Here is an 18,641-nt window from a genome sequence, read left to right on the forward strand (position 1 = left end):
GGGATGCAGGGGCGCGCCCGGGAACGGCGGAAGGCCGCCCCTGTCGGGACGGCCTTCCGTGTGGTGCTGCTGAGGTGCTGGACTCAGTTGTTCGACGAGAGTCGCTCGCGGAGAGCGGCGAGGGTCTCGTCGTCGGCCAGCGTGCCCGAGCCGGAGGTCTCGCTCGTGTAGGAGGAGGAACCGGGCGCCTCGATGGCGTGCTCGGCGGCCGACGCGGCGACCTGCTTCTTGTGGGCCTCCCAGCGAGCCTGGGCGGCAGCGTACTCCTGCTCCCACTTCTCGCGCTCGGCCTCGAAGCCTTCCTTCCACTCGTTGGTCTCCGGGTCGAAGCCGTCGGGGTACTTGTAGTTCCCCTGCTCGTCGTACTCGGTGAGCATTCCGTAGAGCGCCGGGTCGAAGTCGGTGCCCTCGGGGTCGACGGACTCGTTGGCCTGCTTCAGCGAGAGGCTGATGCGACGACGCTCGAGGTCGATGTCGATGACCTTGACGAAGACCTCCTCGCCGACCGACACGACCTGCTCAGCCAGCTCGACGTGCTTGCCGGAGAGCTCGGAGATGTGGACCAGACCCTCGATGCCGTCGGCCACGCGGACGAACGCACCGAACGGCACCAGCTTGGTGACCTTTCCGGGAGCGACCTGCCCGATGGCGTGGGTGCGGGCGAAGACCTGCCACGGGTCCTCCTGGGTGGCCTTGAGCGAGAGCGACACGCGCTCACGGTCGAGGTCGACCTCGAGGATCTCGACGGTGACCTCCTGGCCCACCTCGACGACCTCGGAGGCGTGCTCGATGTGCTTCCAGGAGAGCTCGGAGACGTGGACGAGACCGTCGACGCCACCCAGGTCGACGAACGCACCGAAGTTGACGATCGACGACACGACACCCTTGCGGACCTGACCCTTGTGGAGGTTGTTCAGGAACGTGGTGCGGCTCTCGGACTGGGTCTGCTCGAGCAGGGCACGGCGCGACAGGACCACGTTGTTGCGGTTCTTGTCGAGCTCGAGGATCTTCGCCTCGATCTCCTGACCGAGGTAGGGGGTGAGGTCGCGGACGCGGCGGAGCTCGATGAGCGAGGCCGGGAGGAAGCCGCGGAGGCCGATGTCGACGATCAGGCCACCCTTGACGACCTCGATGACCGAACCGGTGACGACACCGTCGGCCTCCTTGATCTTCTCGACGTCGCCCCAGGCGCGCTCGTACTGAGCCCGCTTCTTCGACAGGATGAGACGGCCTTCCTTGTCCTCCTTCTGGAGGACGAGGGCCTCGACGTTGTCGCCCACCTGGACGACCTCGGTCGGGTCGACGTCGTGCTTGATGGAGAGTTCACGCGAAGGGATGACGCCCTCCGTCTTGTAACCGACGTCGAGGAGGACCTCGTCGCGGTCGATCTTCACGACGGTGCCTTCGATGAGGTCTCCATCGTTGAAGAACTTCAGAGTCTTCTCGACCGCGGCCAGGAAGTCATCAGCGGAACCGATGTCGTTGATGGCGACCTGCTTGGCTGCCTTTTCGGTCGTTGCGATTGTCATGTAGTAGGTGCTCCGTATTGGACAGGGATCAGGCCTGACGCGTGGTCTTCATCGTGTTGTTCCGCGACAGGCAGGCGGATAGGAAGTCACAAGAGTGACGTTCTAGCTTAGCGCGCGGGTCAGGGGACGCACAACAGCGCATCCGCCCCCGCTCACCTTCTCCTCAACGCCCGCGGCACCCCGATGATTCCCGAGCGGCTGCGCGCCCTCGCGCTCAGGAGCCGAGGGCGTCGTTGAGGTCGTCGAGCAGCTCTGCCTGCCTTGATGCGCCGATCCCGCGGGCGGCCGCGGACTGGACGATGGGCTCCCAGACCGGGACGGTCTGATCGGTGTGCGGGATGCCGTAGCGCTCGAAGACCGGCTTCGTCGCCGGGTACCTCTCGGCGACCAGACGCACGGAGGCGAAGGGATCCAGGGGCAGCTCCAGTCGGTCGGACAGCCTCCGCGACAGAGCGACCTCCTCCCTCAGCGCGGGGTCGGATGCGGTCCCCGCTCGGGCGGGCACGGCGGGGTCGACGAGTCGGGCCATCGTGCCACCCAGGAAGGCGGCCCGTTCGGCGGGATCATCGAAGCCGCCCACCGCGTCGATCTCGTCGAGGAACGGCGTGAACGTCGCCCCCTCCTGGGCCGCGGTGATCTCGAGCGGATAGTCCGATCCGTACACGAGCTTCTCGGGGCCGAGCAGGCGCCGGGCCGTCTCGAAGACGACCGCCGTCGGGTAGAGCAGCGGCGAGGCCGCGGTGTCGTAGGTGACGTGGGCCAGCTGCTCCGCGACGAGGGGCATCATCTCGAACAGGAAGAGTCCGCCGCCCCAGTGGGCGAGGATGAGCTTCAGATCGGGGACGGACCGGGCGAACTCGTAGTAGTCGCCCAGACGCGGCGTGCTCTTCCCGAAGTAGAAGCGGCCGACCTCCTCGCTCATGTGCATCGTGAGCGGCAGGCCGCGCTCGGCGCAGGCGTCAGCGAGCACCCGCAGCGCGCGCGAGTGCAGCGAGCAGCCCTGCGCGTAGGGATTCACCTCCCCCACGCCCACCGCGCCGCGCTCGATGCCGCGATCGAGCTGATCGCGCAGCGCCGACTCCGCGGCCTCGTCGGCCGGCGGCGTGACGGAGAGGAAGGGCAGGATGCGCCCGGGGTGCCGTTCAGCGAGGGTGAGCACGGTCTCGTTCGCCTCGACGCAGCCCCGCTCGCTCTGCTGGTACCCGGCGAGCAGCGCGACCTGATCGATGCCCGCGGCATCCATGTCGGCGATCATGCGCTCGTCGTCGACGAAGGCCTGCTCGGTCTGGTTGCGGTCATCGGGCGTCATGATGAACTGCCAGTACGGCTCGTCGCCCGTGCGACCGATGGTCTCGAGCATCCCGGGCGGGGTGAAGTGCACGTGCGCGTCGATGATCACGCGGGAACGCTACGCGCCCCGCGTTACCCCCGTGTTTCGCCCGGCGGGCGGGCTCACGCGTCGGCGGGGAGGGCGGTGAGGGTGGCGAATGCGGGGACCGCATCCGCGGCGAGGGCGGCGACCAGGCGGGTGTGGCCGTCGAGGACGAGGTAGGTCGCGATGCCCGGCAGATGCCACACCAGCACGGGCGGGAGCCGGTGGTCGCGGATGAGGCTGCGATGGGCGAGCACCGCCGCGGAGTGCCTGCCGGGCCAGCGACGGAGGGGGACGATCGCCGGACGCAGCGACTCCCCGTGCACGAACCTGCCCTCCGGCGTGGGCACGAGAGCGGCGCGCAGCGCGGCCGGCCGCTCGTGAGCCGGACGCCATCCGAGCAGGGGCAGCGGCCCCATCCGCAGCCGCCACCGGCCGGGTGCGAGCGGAGACGGGCCGGCGATCGTGAGCTGGTCGCGCAGCCAGTACATCCAGGCGTCCTCGGCGAGGAGCGAACGTGCGAGCGTCGAGGACACCGGAGCGACGACGTCGAGCGGGTCCTGCTGGTCGACGATGTGCGCCCGCATGCCGTGTCCGTCATCCGACTCGTCGACGGGGAACTCGGCGTCGTCGACGAGCTCGACGCGCGGTGCGCCGTCGGCGAGCAGCGTGTACGTCGAGCCACGACGGGCAAGCCGCAGCCCCGCCGTGTCGTCTGCGACATCGGCGGTGACGTCGATCGTGATCTCTGGATGCATGGCGTGCGGAGCTGACGAAAGCTCGCCTCATCCTAGAGCGATGAGCCCCCGAGAGGAAGCGCCCCGCTCACCTGCCCGTCGCGGCGACGATCGCGCGGATCGCCGGCTCGTGCTCGCGGTAGAGGAAGGCGTAGCCCGCCTGCTCGAGGCGCTCGGGGGCGACCCATCGGCTCTTCAGAACGAGCTCGGTCTCGGTGCGGAGCACGGCGGTGCCGAGCTCGAGCATCCAGCGGAAGGCGGGGAGGCCCAACGGTCTGCCGACGGCGCGACGGACGGTGCGCATCAGCGTGCGGTTGTCGGTGGCGCCGGGTGCGACGACGTTGACGGGGCCGTCGAGCTCCGGGTGCTCGCGGAGGAAGTGCACGATCGCCACCACGTCGTCGAGGTGGACCCAGCTGAAGCGCTGCCGTCCGCCGCGCGCGCGGAACCGGTGGTACGTGCCCGCCGCGAGGCGCGCCTTCGTCGCGGGCCAGCGCCCGTCGAGCTGCGGACCGCCGAGGCCCCAGCGCGCGAGCGCGAGGAGAGGGCGGAGCGCGCTGCCGTCGCCGAGGACGATCGCCATCCGCAGCGCGACGCGTCGCGTGCCGGGGAGGTTACGGTCGAAGAACGCCTCCTCCCACGATGTCGCGACGTTCACCGAGAAGCCCTCCCCGATCTCCCCCGTCGACTCGGTCATCGGGCGGTCCTCTGCGTGACGGTAGATGGTGGCCGTCGAGGCGTTGAGCCAGAGGGGCGGCGGATGCTCGGACCCCGCGATCGCGTCGGCCAGCTCGCGCGTCGTGTCGAGGCGGGAGCGGAAGATCTCGCGCCGGTTCGCGGCGTCGTAGCGGCAGTTCACGCTCTTGCCTGCGAGGTTGACGACGAGGTCGGCGCCGTCGACCGCTCGACGGATCCCCGCGGCGTCACCCCAGCGGACGTCAGCTCCCCCGCGGCCGATCGTCGTGATCGTCGCCCCACGGCCTTCGAACGACTCCCTCAGCGCGGCGCCGATGAAGCCCGACGCCCCTGCCAGCACGACGCGATCCGTCACCCGACGTCCTCTCCCCCGACGATCCTGTACTCGAACGTACCCCGGTACTCGTAGAGCGTCCCGATCAGGGGTGCGTCGAGCACGAGGTCGACGCGCTGCCTCCCCTCGGAGTCGACGAAGCGCTCGACGAGCGCGAGCCGCGGTGACCATCGGCGGGGCAGAGGGATGAGGAGAGGGCCGAGGCGGACGAGCATCCGGGTCGAGGTGAGGTGGAGGGCACCGCCCTCCACCCGGGCCTCGAGCTCGGCGCGGAACCTGCGGTGGACGCCGATGTCGTCGACGAGCCGCCCCTCGACCAGGTGGACCTCGTCGACCATCGTGCGTCGACCCGACAGGAACCCGAACTCGCGCCGAGCGCGCCGACCCCACGGTCCCTCGTCGTTGCGGATGCGGAACGGCACGTCGCGCTGGTACGCGGGGAAGAGCACCTGCTCGCGAGCCAGGATCGCCAGCGCGGGCCGGAGCCACCGCCGACGGGCGCCGGCGACCTCGTAGGTCCCGCGCCCGACGCCGCGGTGACCCGGCGGGATGGCGTCCACGTAGTCGCGCAGCCGTGGATGCAGGGCGGCCAGCGCCTCCGGCCCCAGCGCCGCCCCGTACGGGGAGAGCGGATGCTCGGGACCGTGCGTCGTCCCCTCGCGATGGTACGGCCCGTCGGGCGTCGGCACGGCGGACCGCTAGGCGAGGAGGGTGGTGCGGAGGGTGTCGAGGCCGACGCCGCCGAGGTCGAGGGCGCGGCGGTGGAAGTCCTTCAGCGAGAACGAGGCGCCCTCGCGGGCGCGGGCGGCGTCGCGCACCTCCTCCCAGATGCGCTGGCCGACCTTGTACGACGGGGCCTGGCCGGGCCAGCCGAGGTAGCGGTTCACCTCGAAGCGGATGAACGAGTCGTCCATGTTCACGTTCCGGCGCATCACGTCGAGGGCGTACTCGGCGTCCCAGACCCCGGATCCGTCGAGGCGCGGCTTGCCCAGGTGCACGCCGATGTCGAGCACCACGCGCACCGCGCGCATCCGCTGCCCGTCGAGCATGCCGAGGCGGTCGGCGGGATCGTCGAGGTAGCCCAGCTCCTCCATGAGGCGCTCGGCGTACAGCGCCCAGCCCTCGGCGTGACCGCTCGTGCCGGCCAGCTGGCGACGCCAGGTGTTCAGGCGGGAGCGGTTGTAGACCGCCTGCCCGATCTGCAGGTGATGCCCGGGGACACCCTCGTGGTAGACGGTCGTGAGCTCGCGCCAGGTGTCGAACTCGGTGACACCCTCGGGCACCGACCACCACATCCGGCCCGGACGCGAGAAGTCGTCGGTGGGGCCGGTGTAGTAGATGCCGCCCTCGGTGGTGGGGGCGATCATGCACTCGAGAGCGCGGATGGGCTCGGGGATGTCGAAGTGAGTGGCGCCGAGCTCGGCCACGGCGCGGTCGCTGGTCTCCTGCATCCAGCGCTGGAGGGCGTCGGTGCCGTGCAGCTTGCGGCTCGCGTCGCCGTCGAGGAAGGCGATCGCCTCCTGCACGGAGGCGTCGGGGACGATCTCCTGCGCGATCGACTCCTGCTCCGCGGTCATGCGGGCGAGCTCGGCCACGCCCCACTCGTACGTCTCGTCGAGGTCGATCACGGCGCCGAGGAAGCGGCGCGACTGCAGGGCGTAGATCTCGCGACCCACCGCATCCTCGCGGGTGGCGACGGGGGCGAGCTCGTTCTCGAGGAACTGCTCGAGGCGCGAGTACGCCTCGGCGGCGGTGTCGGCGCCGCGCTCGAGGTCAGTTCGGAGGCTCTGCGGGAGCTCGCCCGCGGCACCCGCGTCTGCGGTGAAGGAGTGGAAGAAGCCGTCGCGGCCGGAGTACTTGCGCGCCTGCTCGAGCACCTCGAGCACCTGGCGACGGGCGGGCGTGACGCCTTCGCGCATGCCCTTGCGCAGCGTGACGATGTAGCCCGCGATCGCGTCGTCGACCGCGGCGAGCCGCTTCGCGATGGTCGACCAGTCGTCGGCCGTGGCGGTGGGCATGAGGTCGAACGACTCGCGGATCTCCTGCGACGGCGAGTTGATGACGTTGAGGTCGCGCAGGTGCAGGCCCGCCTCCGACCCCTCGAGGGTGAGACGCAGCTCGCTCGACAGGTCGGTCTTCGTGACCTCGTCGACGTCGTCGGCGGGCGCCGTGGCGTCGAGCGCGGCGAGCGTGCGCTTCACCGCGGCCATGTACCGCTCGTGCCCCTCGGGCGAGTAGTCGCCGAGGCGGTGGTTGACCTCGGTGCGGCCGATGTAGGTGCCGTACTCGGGCAGCAGGTCGACCACGGTGTCGACCCAGTCCTCGGCGATGCGATCGATCGGCGTGCTCTGCCGTTCGGGTGCGCCGTCGGATGCGCCGGGTACAGTCGTGTCGCTCATCCTCCGACCCTATACGCGGGGTCCGACGGCGGTGGAGAGGTCTTCGGACCGGGTTGCTTAGTTCGAACATGTGTTCGAAACTGAAGGGGTGAACCAGGCCGCCTCCGTGATCTCGTCGCCCTCCGTGGGCGAGGAGATCCGTGCGCTGCAGTCGCGCATCCGCCAGATGCAGGACACCAAGCTCGACACCCGGGCCGTGCGCACGCACCCTGCGCTGGAGGGGCTGCTCCCCACGGGAGCGATCCGGGCGGGCGCGGCGTACTCGGTCGAGCGGTCGTCGGCGCTCGTGATGGCGCTGATGGCGGGGCCGTCGGCCGACGGCGTGTGGTGCGGGGTCGTCGGGCTGCCCGACTTCGGGCTGGAGGCGGCGGCTCGGTTCGGGATCGACCTGGAGCGACTCGTGCTGGTCCCGCATCCGGGCGACGAGTGGCTCACCGCCACGGCGGCGCTGGCGGATGCGGTGGGCGTGGTGGTCACCGCGCTCCCCCGCCGGGTGCCCGACTCGGCGGTGGCCCGGCTGCAGGCGCGCATCCGGCAGCGCGACGCGACGCTCATCGTGCTGGGCGACTGGCCGCAGAGCGAGGCGACGCTGCGCATCGAGGGCAGCGTCTGGGAGGGGATCGGTCAGGGCCACGGCTACCTCACCGGGCGGCGGGCGCGGGTCGCGGTGACGACGCGGGGCGAGTTCCGCACCCGGCGTGCCGAGCTGTGGCTGCCCGACCGCGACGAGCTCTTCCGCCCGGTGGAGGAGGTGCCGCGCGTCGGCGGTGCGGGTGCGGGTGCTCCCGCGGTGCGGCCGGTGTCGGTGGCGGTGGGGCCAGCGGGGCCGGGGACTCCTGCGGTGCGACTCGTCCCGCCGATGAATGCTGCACCGGAGCCCGTCGAACCGGAGCCCGAGGGCGAGCGGGAGCGGGCGATCGTGCGGTCGGCGCCGCAGCTGGAGGCCGTGGGATGAGCGGCGGACGACGCGCCTCCGCCGCGGCCCCGGGTGTGGCGGTGCCGATGCGGACGATGGTGGTGTGGTGCCCGGACTGGCCCGTCACGGCGATGGCGGCCGTCGCGGGTGTCGACCCCGCGCATCCGATCGCCGTCATCGAGAAGGATCTGGTGCACGCCTGCTCCGCCACCGCCCGCGCCGAGGGCGTGCGGCGGGGACTGCGCGTACGCGAGGCGCAGGCGCGCTGCCCGCAGCTGGTGGTGCTGGAGCTGGATCAGGTTCGGGTCGATCGGGCGTTCGAGCCGCTGATCGCGGCGCTCGAGGACCTGAGCCCCGGGGTGCAGGTGGTGCGTTCGGGGGTGTGCGCGCTGCGCTCGCGCGGGCCGGCGCGCTACTACGGCTCCGAGCGGCGAGCCGCGGCCGCCTTCCTCGAGCGGCTCGCGATGCTGGGGGCTCCGGATGCGCGGGTCGGGGTGTCCGACGGGCTCTTCGCCGCCGACATCGCCGCGAGACTGCCTCTCCCCGGGGACGACCGCATCCGGGTGGTGCCGGCGGGTGAGGCGGGTGCGTTCCTCGCCGGACTGCCCGTGCAGTTCACCGGAGACGACGAGCTCGTCGGCCTGCTCGTGCGCCTCGGCGTGCGCACGCTGGGCGATTTCGCCGCGATCCCGGCGGAGGACGTCCGGGCCCGCTTCGGCGAGGTCGGCGCCCGGGCGCACCTGAGGGCCAGCGGCAGCGAGGGCACGGCCGTGGTGCCGCGCGTGCCGCCCGAGCTGCGCGAGGTGGTCTCCGAGTTCGAGCCGCCGCTCGACCGCGTCGACCAGATCACGTTCGGCATCCGCGCCGCGAGCGACCGCTTCGTCGACGACCTGCGCGAGGCGCGGTTGGTGTGCACGGCCGTGCGCATCGAGCTCACCGCCGAGACGGGGCGGATGCGCGAGCGGGTCTGGCTGCATCCGCGCTGGTTCACGGCGAGCGACGTGGTCGACCGGGTGCGCTGGCAGCTGCAGGGCGGCGGCACGATCGACGACGGCCTGGAGGCGCCCGTGGCCCGGGTGCGGATCGCGGCCGAGGCGGTCGACGCGAGCATCCACCACGAGACGGGCCTGTGGGGCACCGGATCCGACGAGCGCGTCCACCACGCCCTGTCGCGTGTGCAGAGCATGGTCGGCCACGAGGGTGTGCTCACCGCGGTGATCGGCGGCGGGAGGGGGCTCGCCGAGCGGCAGCGGCTGACGCCCTGGGGTGACCGTCCGGATGCGATGGGCGGCGTGCAGGTGGGTCGGAGTGCTGCGGCGAGCGGCGCGGGTGAGCGGACGCCGCAGCTCCTTCCCGCGCGGCCCACGGGCGCGACGGCGGGTGCCGAGCGGACGCCGCCGTGGCCGGGGAGCCTCCCGCCGCCCGTACCCACCACCGTGTTCGCGCAGCTGATGCCGGTGCTCGTCGAGGATGCGGCGGGCGACACCGTCGACGTGACGGATCGCGGGGAGGCGACCGCGCATCCGGCGCTCTTCTCCCCCGGCACGGCGCGGTCCGAGCTGCGGCCGGTCGCGGCCTGGGCGGGGCCGTGGCCGGTGAGCGAGCGCTGGTGGGACGCCGAGGGCCGACGCAGCTACGCACGCTTCCAGGTGGTCGACGCCGACGGCGACGCGTGGCTGCTGCGCGTGGAGCAGGGCCGCTGGAGCGCGGAGGCGCGCTATGACTGACCCGCGCTGCCGCGCATCCGTTCTACGACGGATCGACCCCACCGCATCCGGCGCGGGGGTCGGCTGATGGGGTGGAACAACCCGGCGATGCCGTGGTCCGAGCTCGAGAGCGCGCTCTCGGGCCGTACCCGTCCGCCTGATCGCCCCGCTGTCGACGGTGTCACGGCGACGAGCAAGCGGGCGCCGTACCGCCCCGATCCCGACGCGCCTCCCCCGCCCGACGAGCCGAGCATCCCCTACGCCGAGCTGCACGCGCACTCCACGTTCAGCTTCCTCGACGGCGCCTCCTCGCCCGAGGACCTCGTCGCCGAGGCCGCCCGCCTGCGGCTCGACGCGCTCGCCCTCACCGATCACGACGGCTACTACGGGGTGGTGCGCTTCGCCGAGGCCGCCGAGAAGCACGCCCTGCGCACCGTGTTCGGCGCCGAGCTGTCGCTCGACCTGCGTGCTCCGCAGAACGGCGTGGCCGATCCCCACGGGTCGCACGTGCTCCTGCTCGCCCGTGGCCAGGAGGGCTATCACCGGCTGGCCGGCGCGATCACATCGGCCCAGCTCGCCCAGGGCGCCGAGAAGGGCAAGCCCGTCTACTCCCTCGAGCAGGTCGCCGCCGACACCCGCGGCGACGTCATGGCGCTCACCGGATGCCGCAAGAGCCCGGTGCGCCTCGCCTACGTCGAGGAGGGGGTCGTGGGTGCGGAGCGCGAGGTGGCGCGACTCGTCGACCTCTTCGGGCACGACCACGTCCTGGTGGAGCTGACGGATGCGGGCGACCCGCTCGACAGCATCCGCAACGACGACCTCGCCGCGATCGCCCAGCGGATGCGGCTCCCCGTCATCGCGACCGGGAACGTGCACTACGCCACCCCCGACCGCGCGCGGATCGCGCAGGCCCTCGCCGCGGTGCGCGCCCGGCGCAGTCTCGACGAGCTCGACGGCTGGCTGCCGGCCGCCCCGTCCGCGCACCTGCGCTCCGGCGCCGAGATGACACGCCGGTTCGCGCGCTACCCGGGTGCGGTCGAGACGACCGTCGACGTCGCCGCCGACCTCGCGTTCGAGCTGCGGAGGGCGAAGCCGAAGCTGCCGCGTCAGGAGGTGCCGGAGGGGCACACGCCGATGTCGTGGCTCACGAAGCTCGTGCACGAGGGCGTGGTCTGGCGCTACCCCGACGCCGACGAGAGCGTCTGGGAACGCATCCGCAAGGAGCTCGCGGTCATCGAGATGAAGGACTTCCCCGGCTACTTCCTCATCGTCAACGACATCGTCGCCGAGGCGCGGCGGCTCGGGATCCTCTGCCAGGGCCGCGGCTCGGCCGCCAACTCGGCCGTGTGCTACGTGCTCGGCATCACGGCGGTCGACTCGATCAAGTTCGAGCTGCCGTTCGAGCGCTTCCTGTCGAGCCTCCGCGAGGAGGAGCCCGACATCGACGTCGACTTCGACTCCGATCGGCGGGAGGAGATCATCCAGTACGTCTACGCCAAGTACGGGCGGCGGAACGCCGCGCAGGTGGCGAACGTCATCCAGTACCGCCCGAAGGCGGCGGTGCGCGACATGGCGAAGGCTCTCGGGCACAGCCCCGGCCAGCAGGACGCCTGGACGAAGCAGATCGAGCGCTGGGGTCCGATGGTGGAGAGCGACGACCACGACATCCCCCGCGACGTCGTCGACCTCGCCCAGGAGGTGATGACGTTCCCGCGCCACCTCGGCATCCACTCGGGCGGGATGGTGCTCACCGACCGTCCCGTCGGCGAGGTGTGCCCCATCGAGAACGCGCGGATGGAGGACCGCACCGTCCTGCAGTGGGACAAGGACGACTGCGCCTGGATGGGGCTGGTCAAGTTCGACCTCCTCGGGCTCGGGATGCTGTCGGCGCTCCAGCACACGATGACGATGGTGGAGGAGGCGACAGGGCGCACCTGGGACCTCGCGTCCATCCCCAAGGAGGAGCAGGGCGTGTACGACATGCTCTGCCGCGCCGACTCGATCGGGGTGTTCCAGGTGGAGAGCCGGGCGCAGATCGGCACTCTGCCGCGCCTGCAGCCCCGCAAGTTCTACGACCTCGTGGTCGAGATCGCGCTCATCCGTCCCGGGCCGATCCAGGGCGGGGCCGTGCATCCGTTCATCCGGCGCAAGCTCGGCGAGGAGACGATCGACTACATCCATCCCGATCTCGAGCCGGTGCTGCGGCGCACCCTCGGGGTGCCGCTGTTCCAGGAGCAGCTGATGCAGATGGCGATCGCGGTGGGCGGATGCACGCCGGAGCAGGCGGATCTGCTGCGGCGTGCGATGGGCTCGAAGCGCGGCATCGAGAAGATCGAGTCGCTCAAGGCGACGCTGTTCGAGGGCATGGCCGAGAAGGGCATCACCGGGGAGCTCGCCGAGAGCATCTACCTGCGCATCGAGTCGTTCGCGAACTTCGGCTTCGCCGAGAGCCACGCGAACAGCTTCGCGCTGCTGGTGTACGCGAGCTCGTGGTTCAAGCTGCACTATCCGGCGGCGTTCCTGGCCGGGTTGCTGCGGGCGCAGCCGATGGGGTTCTACTCGCCGCAGACGCTGTCGGCGGATGCGCAGCGGCACGGGGTGCGCATCCTGCGGCCGGACATCCAGCTGTCGGGGGTGCAGCCGGGGCTGGAGGTGCTCGATGAGGACGGAGACGGCGCGGTCGGTGCATCCGGTGCGCGGGGTTCGGCCCCGCTCGAGACGGGGAGGGACTCGTGCCTGGACCCGAACCCGCCGTCCCCCTCGTCGGAGTTCGACCGCTCGGCGCCCGATGAGTCGGCCGCGCATCGCCGCGACGGGCGTTTCGCCGTCCGACTGGGGCTGGCGGAGGTGTCCTCGATCGGCGTGAAGCTCGCCGAGCGGATCGTCGCCGAGCGCGACGCCTCCGGCCCGTACCGCAGCATGGCCGACCTCGCCCATCGGGTGGGCCTGACCGCGCCGCAGCTCGAGGCGCTGGCCACGGCGGGGGCGTTCGAGTCGTTCGGCCTGTCGAAGCGGCAGGCCGTGTGGGAGGCGGGCAACGCGGCGCAGAACCGGCCGGAGTTCCTTCCCGGCACCGTGGTGAGCGTGCAGCCGCCGCTGCTGCCGTTCCTCACCGACGAGGAGCAGGTGATCTACGACCTGTGGGCGACGGGCATCTCCCCGGGTGATCACCCCATCCGCCATTCGAGGGAGGCGCTGGCGGCCCGGGGCGCCGTGCTGATCGGCGATCTGGAGGCGATCGAGAGCGGCCGCCGCATCGAGGTGGGCGGGGTGGTGACACACCGGCAGCGTCCCGCGACGGCCAGCGGCATCACGTTCCTCAACCTGGAGGACGAGACGGGGCTCCTCAACGTGGTGTGCAGCGTCGGGGTGTGGAAGCGCTACCGCCGCCTCGCTCGGGAGGCGCCTGCGATGGTGGTGCGCGGCATCCTCGAGCGCTCCCCCGAGGGCGTCGTCAACCTCGTCGCCGACGCCTTCTCCCCCCTCCCCGTCACCGCTCCCCACCGCTCCCGCGACTTCCGCTGATCCCGCCCCGCGCGGTGGCGGCGGCTCCACTTCGACACCGTTTCAGTCCACGTCCGCCCGTATTCGCCGGGCTCGCCCTGTTTCGGTGTCGAAGCGACGACGCAGACGCCCGGACGCCGTCCGTCATCACGAGATACGCCCAACCTCCCCCGTATAGCGAGGCGCTTGCCCGTATTCCGTGACGAGCGTCGCCCGAGGACACCGCGGCGCCTCACGCAGCGCGGGAAGGGGCGGCGTGACGGCACTTCCCGCCCGGGGGCGGCGCAACTCGAGCCGGGCGGCAGATCGCACCGGCGCCGCAGGGGCGGCGGCGCCCAACCGGCACCGGGCAGCGCCTCGCGCAGCGCGGGAAGTGGCGGCGTGACGGCGCTTCCCGCGCCCGAGGGCGGCGCAACTCGAGCCGGGCGGCAGATCGCGCGGGCGCCGCAGGGGCGGCGGCGCCCAAGACGAACTCAGTGCGCGGCGGAGTCCCAGTCGGGGCCGCGGCCGACCTGCACCTCGAGGGGGACGGAGAGGGTGGCGGCACCCGCCATCCGGGTCGTCACGATCTCGGAGAGGGCATCCCACTCCCCCGCAGCCACATCGAACACGAGCTCGTCGTGCACCTGCAGGAGCATCTTCGACGCCAGGCCCTGGGCGGCCAGGTCGCCGGCGATGTCGACCATGGCGATCTTGATGATGTCGGCGGCGCTGCCCTGGATGGGCGCGTTCAGCGCGGCGCGCTCGTCGTTGTCGCGGAGCACGCGGTTGTTGCTGTTGAGGTTCGCGAACGGGCGGCGGCGGCCGAAGATCGTCTCGGTGTAACCGTCGATCTTGGCCTGCACGACCACGTTGCGGAGGTAGTCGCGCACACCGCCGAAGCGCTCGAAGTAGTCGCCCATGAGCTGCTTCGCCTCGGCGGTCTCGATGCGCAGCTGCTTCGACAGCCCGAACGCGCTGAGCCCGTAGGCGAGCCCGTACGACATGGCCTTGACCTTGGTGCGCATCGCGGGCGTCACATCCGCCGGGTCGACCGAGAAGACGCGCGAGCCGACGAAGCGGTGGAGGTCCTCCCCGGAGTGGAACGCGTCGATCAGCCCCTGGTCGCCCGAGAGGTGCGCCATGATGCGCATCTCGATCTGCGAGTAGTCGGCGGTGAGGAGCGACTCGTATCCGGTGCCGACGGTGAACGCCTTGCGGATGCGGCGGCCCTCCTCGGCGCGGATGGGGATGTTCTGCAGGTTCGGGTCGGTCGACGAGATGCGACCCGTGCTCGATCCGGTCTGCACGTAGGTGGTGTGCACGCGGTGGTCGCCGGCGATCGCCTTGTCGACCGACTCGATGATCTGCTTCAGCTTGGTGGCGTCGCGGTGGGCGAGCAGGAGACCGAGGAACGGATGCGGATGGCTGTCCTGGAGGTCGGCCAGGGCCCCGGCGTCGGTGGAGTACCCGGTCTTGGTGGAGCGGGTCTTCGGCATCTCGAGCTGGTCGAAGAGCACCTCCTGGATCTGCTTCGGCGATCCGAGGTTGATCTCGCGCCCGATGATCCCGAACGCCTCGGTGGCGATGTCGTTCGCGCGCACGGTGAGCTCGGTGGACAGCTCGGTGAGCTCGGTGTGGCTCACGGTCACGCCGGTGAGCTCCATCGAGGCGAGCACCGAGAGCACGGGCAGCTCGATCTCGGTGAGCACGCGCAGGGTGCGCTCGTCGAGCGAGTCGCGCATGTGGCGCGCGAGCCGCCCCACGAACCAGGCCTCGCCCGACACGCCCAGCTCGGTGTCGCTGACCGGGACGAGCTGGTTCGGGTCGCCTGCCGGCAGCTGCTCTCCGAGCTGGCGGTCGACGAGCTTCGCCAGGGAGCGGTCGCCGGAGGAGTCGGGGCGCACGAGCCACGCCGCGATCTCGCAGTCGAAGGCCAGACCCGCGAAGGCGAGACCAGCGCGGCTCAGGGCCTTGAGCTGCGGCTTGGCGCCGTGCATCAGCTTGGGCGCATCCGATGCCAGCCAGCGCTCGAGCGGCGCGTACCCGGGCCGCCCGGCGCTCCAGGGCAGGGTGAGACTCTCGTCCTCCGTAGCTACGGCGATCGTGATGGGGAGGCCGTCGATGGTCTCGAGCTGGAGGGCGAGGCCGTCGGGGTTCGCGGCCGTGGTGCGGGCGAGCCAGGCCTCGAGCTCGTCGTCGAGCAGGGTGAGGGCGGTGGGCGCCTTCGGGGCCTCGGCCGCCGCTCGGGCCTCGGCGGCACGGCCGACCTCGGATCCGTCGAGCCCCTCCTGCTTCAGCACACGGTCGAGCAGGGTGCGGAACTCGAGCCGGCCGAACAGCTCGCGCATGGCCTCCTCGTCGACGGGCCTGCGCGGCAGGTCCTCCGGCACGACGGGGAGCTCGACGTCGCGGATGAGGGCATTCAGCCGCCGGTTGCGGATCGCGTTCTCGGCGTGGTCGCGCAGGTTCTGCCCCACGACGCCCTTGATCTCGTCGCGGTGCTCGAGGATGCCGTCGAGGCTGCCGTACTGCTGCAGCCACTTGAGGGCGGTCTTCTCGCCCACCTTGGGGATGCCCGGCAGGTTGTCGCTGGTCTCGCCGACGAGCGCCGCGATCTCGGGGTACTGCTCGGGACGGATGCCGTACTTGTCGAAGACCTTCGCCTCGTCGTAGGTGGTCAGGTCGCTGACACCCTGACGCGAGGGATAGAGGAGGGTCACCTGCGGGGTGACGAGCTGGATCGTGTCGCGGTCACCGGAGACGACGAGCACCTTGAAGCCGGAGCCGGCGCCCTGCGTGGCGAGGGTGGCGAGGATGTCGTCGGCCTCGAAGTCCTCCTTCTCGATCGTCGTGATGCCGAGGGTGTGGAGCGCCTCCTTCAGGATCGGGATCTGCCCGCCGAATTCGCTCGGCGTCTCGCCGCGGGTGGCCTTGTACTCGGCGTACTCGCGGGTGCGGAACGAGACGCGGGAGACGTCGAACGCGACCGCGACGTGGGTCGGCTGCTCGTTGCGCAACAGCATGAGCAGCATCGACAGGAAGCCGTGCACGGCGTTCGTGTGCTGCCCGTCCCTGGTCTGGAAGCTGTCGACGGGGAGTGCGTAGAAGGCGCGGAACGCCAGCGAATGACCGTCGATCAGGAGGAGGGTAGGCTGCTTCTTGTCCGGCACACGGAAAGCCTACACAGCACCTCCGACAGGCCCGCGGGCGCCCGTGCGGGCCGTTCGGTGAGGCCGCGAAAGCGAGTTGAACGACGATGTCGACCCCCGAATCCGCCGCCTCCGAGCCGATCGACGTGATGTCCGTGCTCGGTCACCGAGGGGTCGGCGAGCTCGCCGAGAAGATGGGCATCGAGTTCCTCGAGCTGACTCCGGAGCACTCGGTCGCGACCATGCCCGCCGAGGGCAACCGGCAGCCGTACGGGATCGTGCACGGCGGAGCGTACGTCGTCCTCGCGGAGTCGATGGGCTCGATCGCCGCGAACCTCTACGCCGGTCCCGGGCGCGTCGCGATGGGCATCGAGGTGAACGCGTCGCACAGCGGCTCAGCGCGTGAGGGCGTCGTGACCGGCACGTGCCGTGCGCTCAAGCTCGGGCGGACGCTCACCACGCACCAGATCGAGATCACGGACGAGGCGGGGCGTCTGCTCTCGACGGTCCGCATCACGAACTTCATCCGCGACGAGCGCTGACCCCAGAAACGCGTTTCGCCACACTCAGGTGGTTCCGCCATGCCGATCGGTGTGGCGAAACCACCTCAGTGTGGCGAAACGGGAGAGAGCAGCTACTTCTTGGGGGCCAGCTGCTCGATGATCGCCTGGGCGACGTCGTGCATGGTGAGGCGCCGGTCCATCGACGCCTTCTGGATCCAGCGGAAGGCCTCGGGCTCGGACAGCCCCATCTTCTCGTTGAGCAGGCCCTTCGCACGGTCGACGAGCTTGCGGGTCTCGAAGCGCTCGACGAGGTCGCTGACCTCGGCCTCGAGCGCGATGATCTGCGCGTAGCGGGCCAGGGCGATCTCGATCGCGGGCAGCAGGTCGTTCGGGGTGAACGGCTTGACGACGTAGGCGAGGGCGCCGGCCTCGGTCGCGCGCTCGACGAGCTCCTTCTGGCTGAACGCCGTGAGGAGGACGACGGGTGCGATGTGGTCCTTCGTGAGGCGCTCGGCCGCCGAGATGCCGTCGAGCTGGGGCATCTTGACGTCCATCACCACGAGGTCGGGCCGGAGCTCGGTGGCGAGTGCCACGGCGGTCTCGCCGTCGCCGGCCTCACCGACGACCTCGAAGCCGTTGTCGCGGAGGATCTCCACGATGTCGAGGCGGATCAGGGACTCGTCTTCGGCGACGACGACGCGCCGAGGCGCTGACGACGTGGATGCTTGGTCACTCACAGTTCAACCCTACGATATTCTGACTCCGGTCGACGCAAGCCGATGTGGCGGAATGGCAGACGCGGCGCACTCAAAATGCGCTGTCCGTGAGGGCGTGTGGGTTCGAGTCCCACCATCGGTACCGTGAGAACGCAGACCCCGTGAACGGAAAGCGGGGCCGCACCGTGCTGTGAACGGTACGACCCCGGGGTCCCGAGAGCGCGAGGGGAAGCGCGCTAGCCGATCGGGATGGGCGTCGGCGTCGGGGTGGGGGTCGACGTCGACGTGGTGTGGGAGAAGATCGCGACCGGGACGTACTGGTGCACGATCTGGGTCGTGTAGGCGTTCGACCCCGGCGCCGTCTCGAAGGAGACCTGCAGGGCGAAGTCGAGCATCAGGCCCTGCGTGTCGGGGGCGAGCACGCCGATCTGCTGCGACTCGAGCTGGAACCCGCCCTTGGGCGAGGTGATGAGGAGGCCGAGGCCCTGATCGGATCGCAGGGCCTCGGGGTCGAGGGTCACCTTCAGCGGGTCGGTGTTGAGCACGTAGGGCGTCTCCACCGTGCCGCTGGTGGTGGTCGTCTTGGCGGTCACCGTGATGTTCGACATGTACACGCGACGCTTCTGGTCGAAGGGCGCCTCGGCCGGGACGCGGTTGTCGTACACGCCGATGACGAACGAGAAGCGCTTGTCGGCGTCGTAGAACCAGTCGTGGGTCTTCTGCTCGGTCCACACGTCGAGCTTCAGCTCGAGCTGATCGGTGATGTCGGTCGTCGGGTGCACCGAGCCCATGTCGGTGAAGACCGAGGCGAACTGGAGCGACGCGTCCGTCGCGGCATCCGCCTGCGACTGCGCGGCGTTCGCGGTGGAGTTCGGATCGGTCGGCGCCGCCTGCAGACCGAACAGCGGCATGATCGTCGAGCACCCGGAGAGCGCGACCACGGTCGCGACCGACGCGGCGATGGCCAGTGCTCGCACGGCGAGGCGCTTGGAGGGCATGACTGTTCACCTTCTGATCGAGGTCGGATCGGAGCACGCCGCCCTCTGGCGCCTGATGCGCTCGAGTGGGTGCTGTCGGAACCCCGAAAGTAGCAGTCGG

Annotated in this window: 13 protein-coding genes and 1 tRNA gene; 5 read left to right on the top strand and 9 right to left on the bottom strand. The window is 70.9% G+C overall.

Annotated elements, in window-relative coordinates:
• Positions 1-83: 83 nt before the first annotated feature.
• The 6 genes from rpsA to IEX69_RS02235 all read right to left on the bottom strand — a co-directional run bounded on the left by rpsA (position 84) and on the right by IEX69_RS02235 (position 7,067).
• On the bottom strand, positions 84-1,529 hold the full coding sequence (gene rpsA / locus IEX69_RS02215) for a 30S ribosomal protein S1 (RefSeq protein WP_085019506.1): 1,446 nt from the start codon (positions 1,527-1,529) through the stop codon (positions 84-86).
• A 214-nt stretch (positions 1,530-1,743) separates the two neighbouring features.
• Positions 1,744-2,928: an amidohydrolase family protein gene (locus IEX69_RS02220; RefSeq protein ID WP_085019507.1), complete on the bottom strand. Its 1,185-nt coding sequence runs from the start codon at positions 2,926-2,928 to the stop codon at positions 1,744-1,746.
• 53 nt (positions 2,929-2,981) lie between these two features.
• Positions 2,982-3,659, bottom strand: a complete 678-nt coding sequence (locus IEX69_RS02225; protein WP_085019508.1) for a hypothetical protein — start codon at positions 3,657-3,659, stop codon at positions 2,982-2,984.
• Positions 3,660-3,726: 67 nt separating this feature from the next.
• Positions 3,727-4,689, bottom strand: a complete 963-nt coding sequence (locus IEX69_RS02230; protein WP_085019509.1) for an epimerase — start codon at positions 4,687-4,689, stop codon at positions 3,727-3,729.
• Complete coding sequence (locus IEX69_RS20780; RefSeq protein ID WP_085019510.1) at positions 4,686-5,357, bottom strand: DUF4166 domain-containing protein; 672 nt, start codon at positions 5,355-5,357, stop codon at positions 4,686-4,688. Before IEX69_RS20780 ends, IEX69_RS02230 begins: the two co-directional genes overlap by 4 nt.
• A 9-nt stretch (positions 5,358-5,366) precedes the next feature.
• Positions 5,367-7,067 carry a DUF885 domain-containing protein gene (locus IEX69_RS02235; protein ID WP_085019511.1) on the bottom strand — a complete coding sequence of 567 codons (1,701 nt, stop codon included), beginning with the start codon at positions 7,065-7,067 and terminating at the stop codon, positions 5,367-5,369.
• 88 nt (positions 7,068-7,155) lie between these two features.
• Between IEX69_RS02235 and imuA' the strand changes: the two genes are divergently transcribed.
• The 3 genes from imuA' (at position 7,156) to IEX69_RS02250 (ending at position 13,214) form a co-directional block, all read left to right on the top strand.
• Entirely contained in the window at positions 7,156-8,022 is an 867-nt protein-coding gene (imuA', locus tag IEX69_RS02240; RefSeq protein WP_174604435.1) for a DnaE2-dependent mutagenesis accessory factor ImuA', read from the top strand.
• Positions 8,019-9,710, top strand: a complete 1,692-nt coding sequence (locus IEX69_RS02245; protein WP_085019512.1) for a DNA polymerase Y family protein — start codon at positions 8,019-8,021, stop codon at positions 9,708-9,710. The genes imuA' and IEX69_RS02245 overlap by 4 nt, the downstream gene beginning before the upstream one ends.
• 66 nt (positions 9,711-9,776) lie before the next feature.
• Complete coding sequence (locus IEX69_RS02250) at positions 9,777-13,214, top strand: error-prone DNA polymerase (RefSeq protein ID WP_085019513.1); 3,438 nt, start codon at positions 9,777-9,779, stop codon at positions 13,212-13,214.
• A gap of 452 nt (positions 13,215-13,666) precedes the next feature.
• Here IEX69_RS02250 and polA read toward each other — a convergent pair whose 3' ends face one another.
• Positions 13,667-16,345 carry a DNA polymerase I gene (polA, locus tag IEX69_RS02255; RefSeq protein WP_085019514.1) on the bottom strand — a complete coding sequence of 893 codons (2,679 nt, stop codon included), beginning with the start codon at positions 16,343-16,345 and terminating at the stop codon, positions 13,667-13,669.
• Positions 16,346-16,431: 86 nt separating this feature from the next.
• On the opposite strand from polA, the gene IEX69_RS02260 reads away from it, so the two are divergent.
• Complete coding sequence (locus IEX69_RS02260; RefSeq protein ID WP_085019515.1) at positions 16,432-16,866, top strand: PaaI family thioesterase; 435 nt, start codon at positions 16,432-16,434, stop codon at positions 16,864-16,866.
• Between the two features lie 92 nt (positions 16,867-16,958).
• Here IEX69_RS02260 and IEX69_RS02265 read toward each other — a convergent pair whose 3' ends face one another.
• Positions 16,959-17,564, bottom strand: coding sequence for an ANTAR domain-containing response regulator (locus IEX69_RS02265; RefSeq protein ID WP_085019516.1), 606 nt, complete (start codon positions 17,562-17,564; stop codon positions 16,959-16,961).
• 38 nt (positions 17,565-17,602) lie between these two features.
• On the opposite strand from IEX69_RS02265, the gene IEX69_RS02270 reads away from it, so the two are divergent.
• Positions 17,603-17,685, top strand: a tRNA-Leu gene (locus IEX69_RS02270).
• 94 nt (positions 17,686-17,779) lie between these two features.
• Here the strand turns inward: IEX69_RS02270 and IEX69_RS02275 are convergent.
• Complete coding sequence (locus IEX69_RS02275; protein ID WP_085019517.1) at positions 17,780-18,541, bottom strand: hypothetical protein; 762 nt, start codon at positions 18,539-18,541, stop codon at positions 17,780-17,782.
• Positions 18,542-18,641: the final 100 nt, after the last annotated feature.

It is taken from the genome of Cnuibacter physcomitrellae (assembly GCF_014640535.1).
Taxonomy (GTDB): Bacteria; Actinomycetota; Actinomycetes; order Actinomycetales; family Microbacteriaceae; genus Cnuibacter; species Cnuibacter physcomitrellae.

Excerpts from the sequence above, each read along its gene's own strand:
- IEX69_RS02235 (WP_085019511.1), bottom strand. The coding sequence starts at position 7,067 with ATGAGCGACACGACTGTACCCGGCGCATCCGACGGCGCACCCGAACGG.
- IEX69_RS02260 (WP_085019515.1), top strand. The coding sequence starts at position 16,432 with ATGTCGACCCCCGAATCCGCCGCCTCCGAGCCGATCGACGTGATGTCC.
- IEX69_RS02250 (WP_085019513.1), top strand. The coding sequence starts at position 9,777 with ATGGGGTGGAACAACCCGGCGATGCCGTGGTCCGAGCTCGAGAGCGCG.
- IEX69_RS02225 (WP_085019508.1), bottom strand. The coding sequence starts at position 3,659 with ATGCATCCAGAGATCACGATCGACGTCACCGCCGATGTCGCAGACGAC.
- IEX69_RS02245 (WP_085019512.1), top strand. The coding sequence starts at position 8,019 with ATGAGCGGCGGACGACGCGCCTCCGCCGCGGCCCCGGGTGTGGCGGTG.
- IEX69_RS02275 (WP_085019517.1), bottom strand. The coding sequence starts at position 18,541 with ATGCCCTCCAAGCGCCTCGCCGTGCGAGCACTGGCCATCGCCGCGTCG.
- rpsA (WP_085019506.1), bottom strand. The coding sequence starts at position 1,529 with ATGACAATCGCAACGACCGAAAAGGCAGCCAAGCAGGTCGCCATCAAC.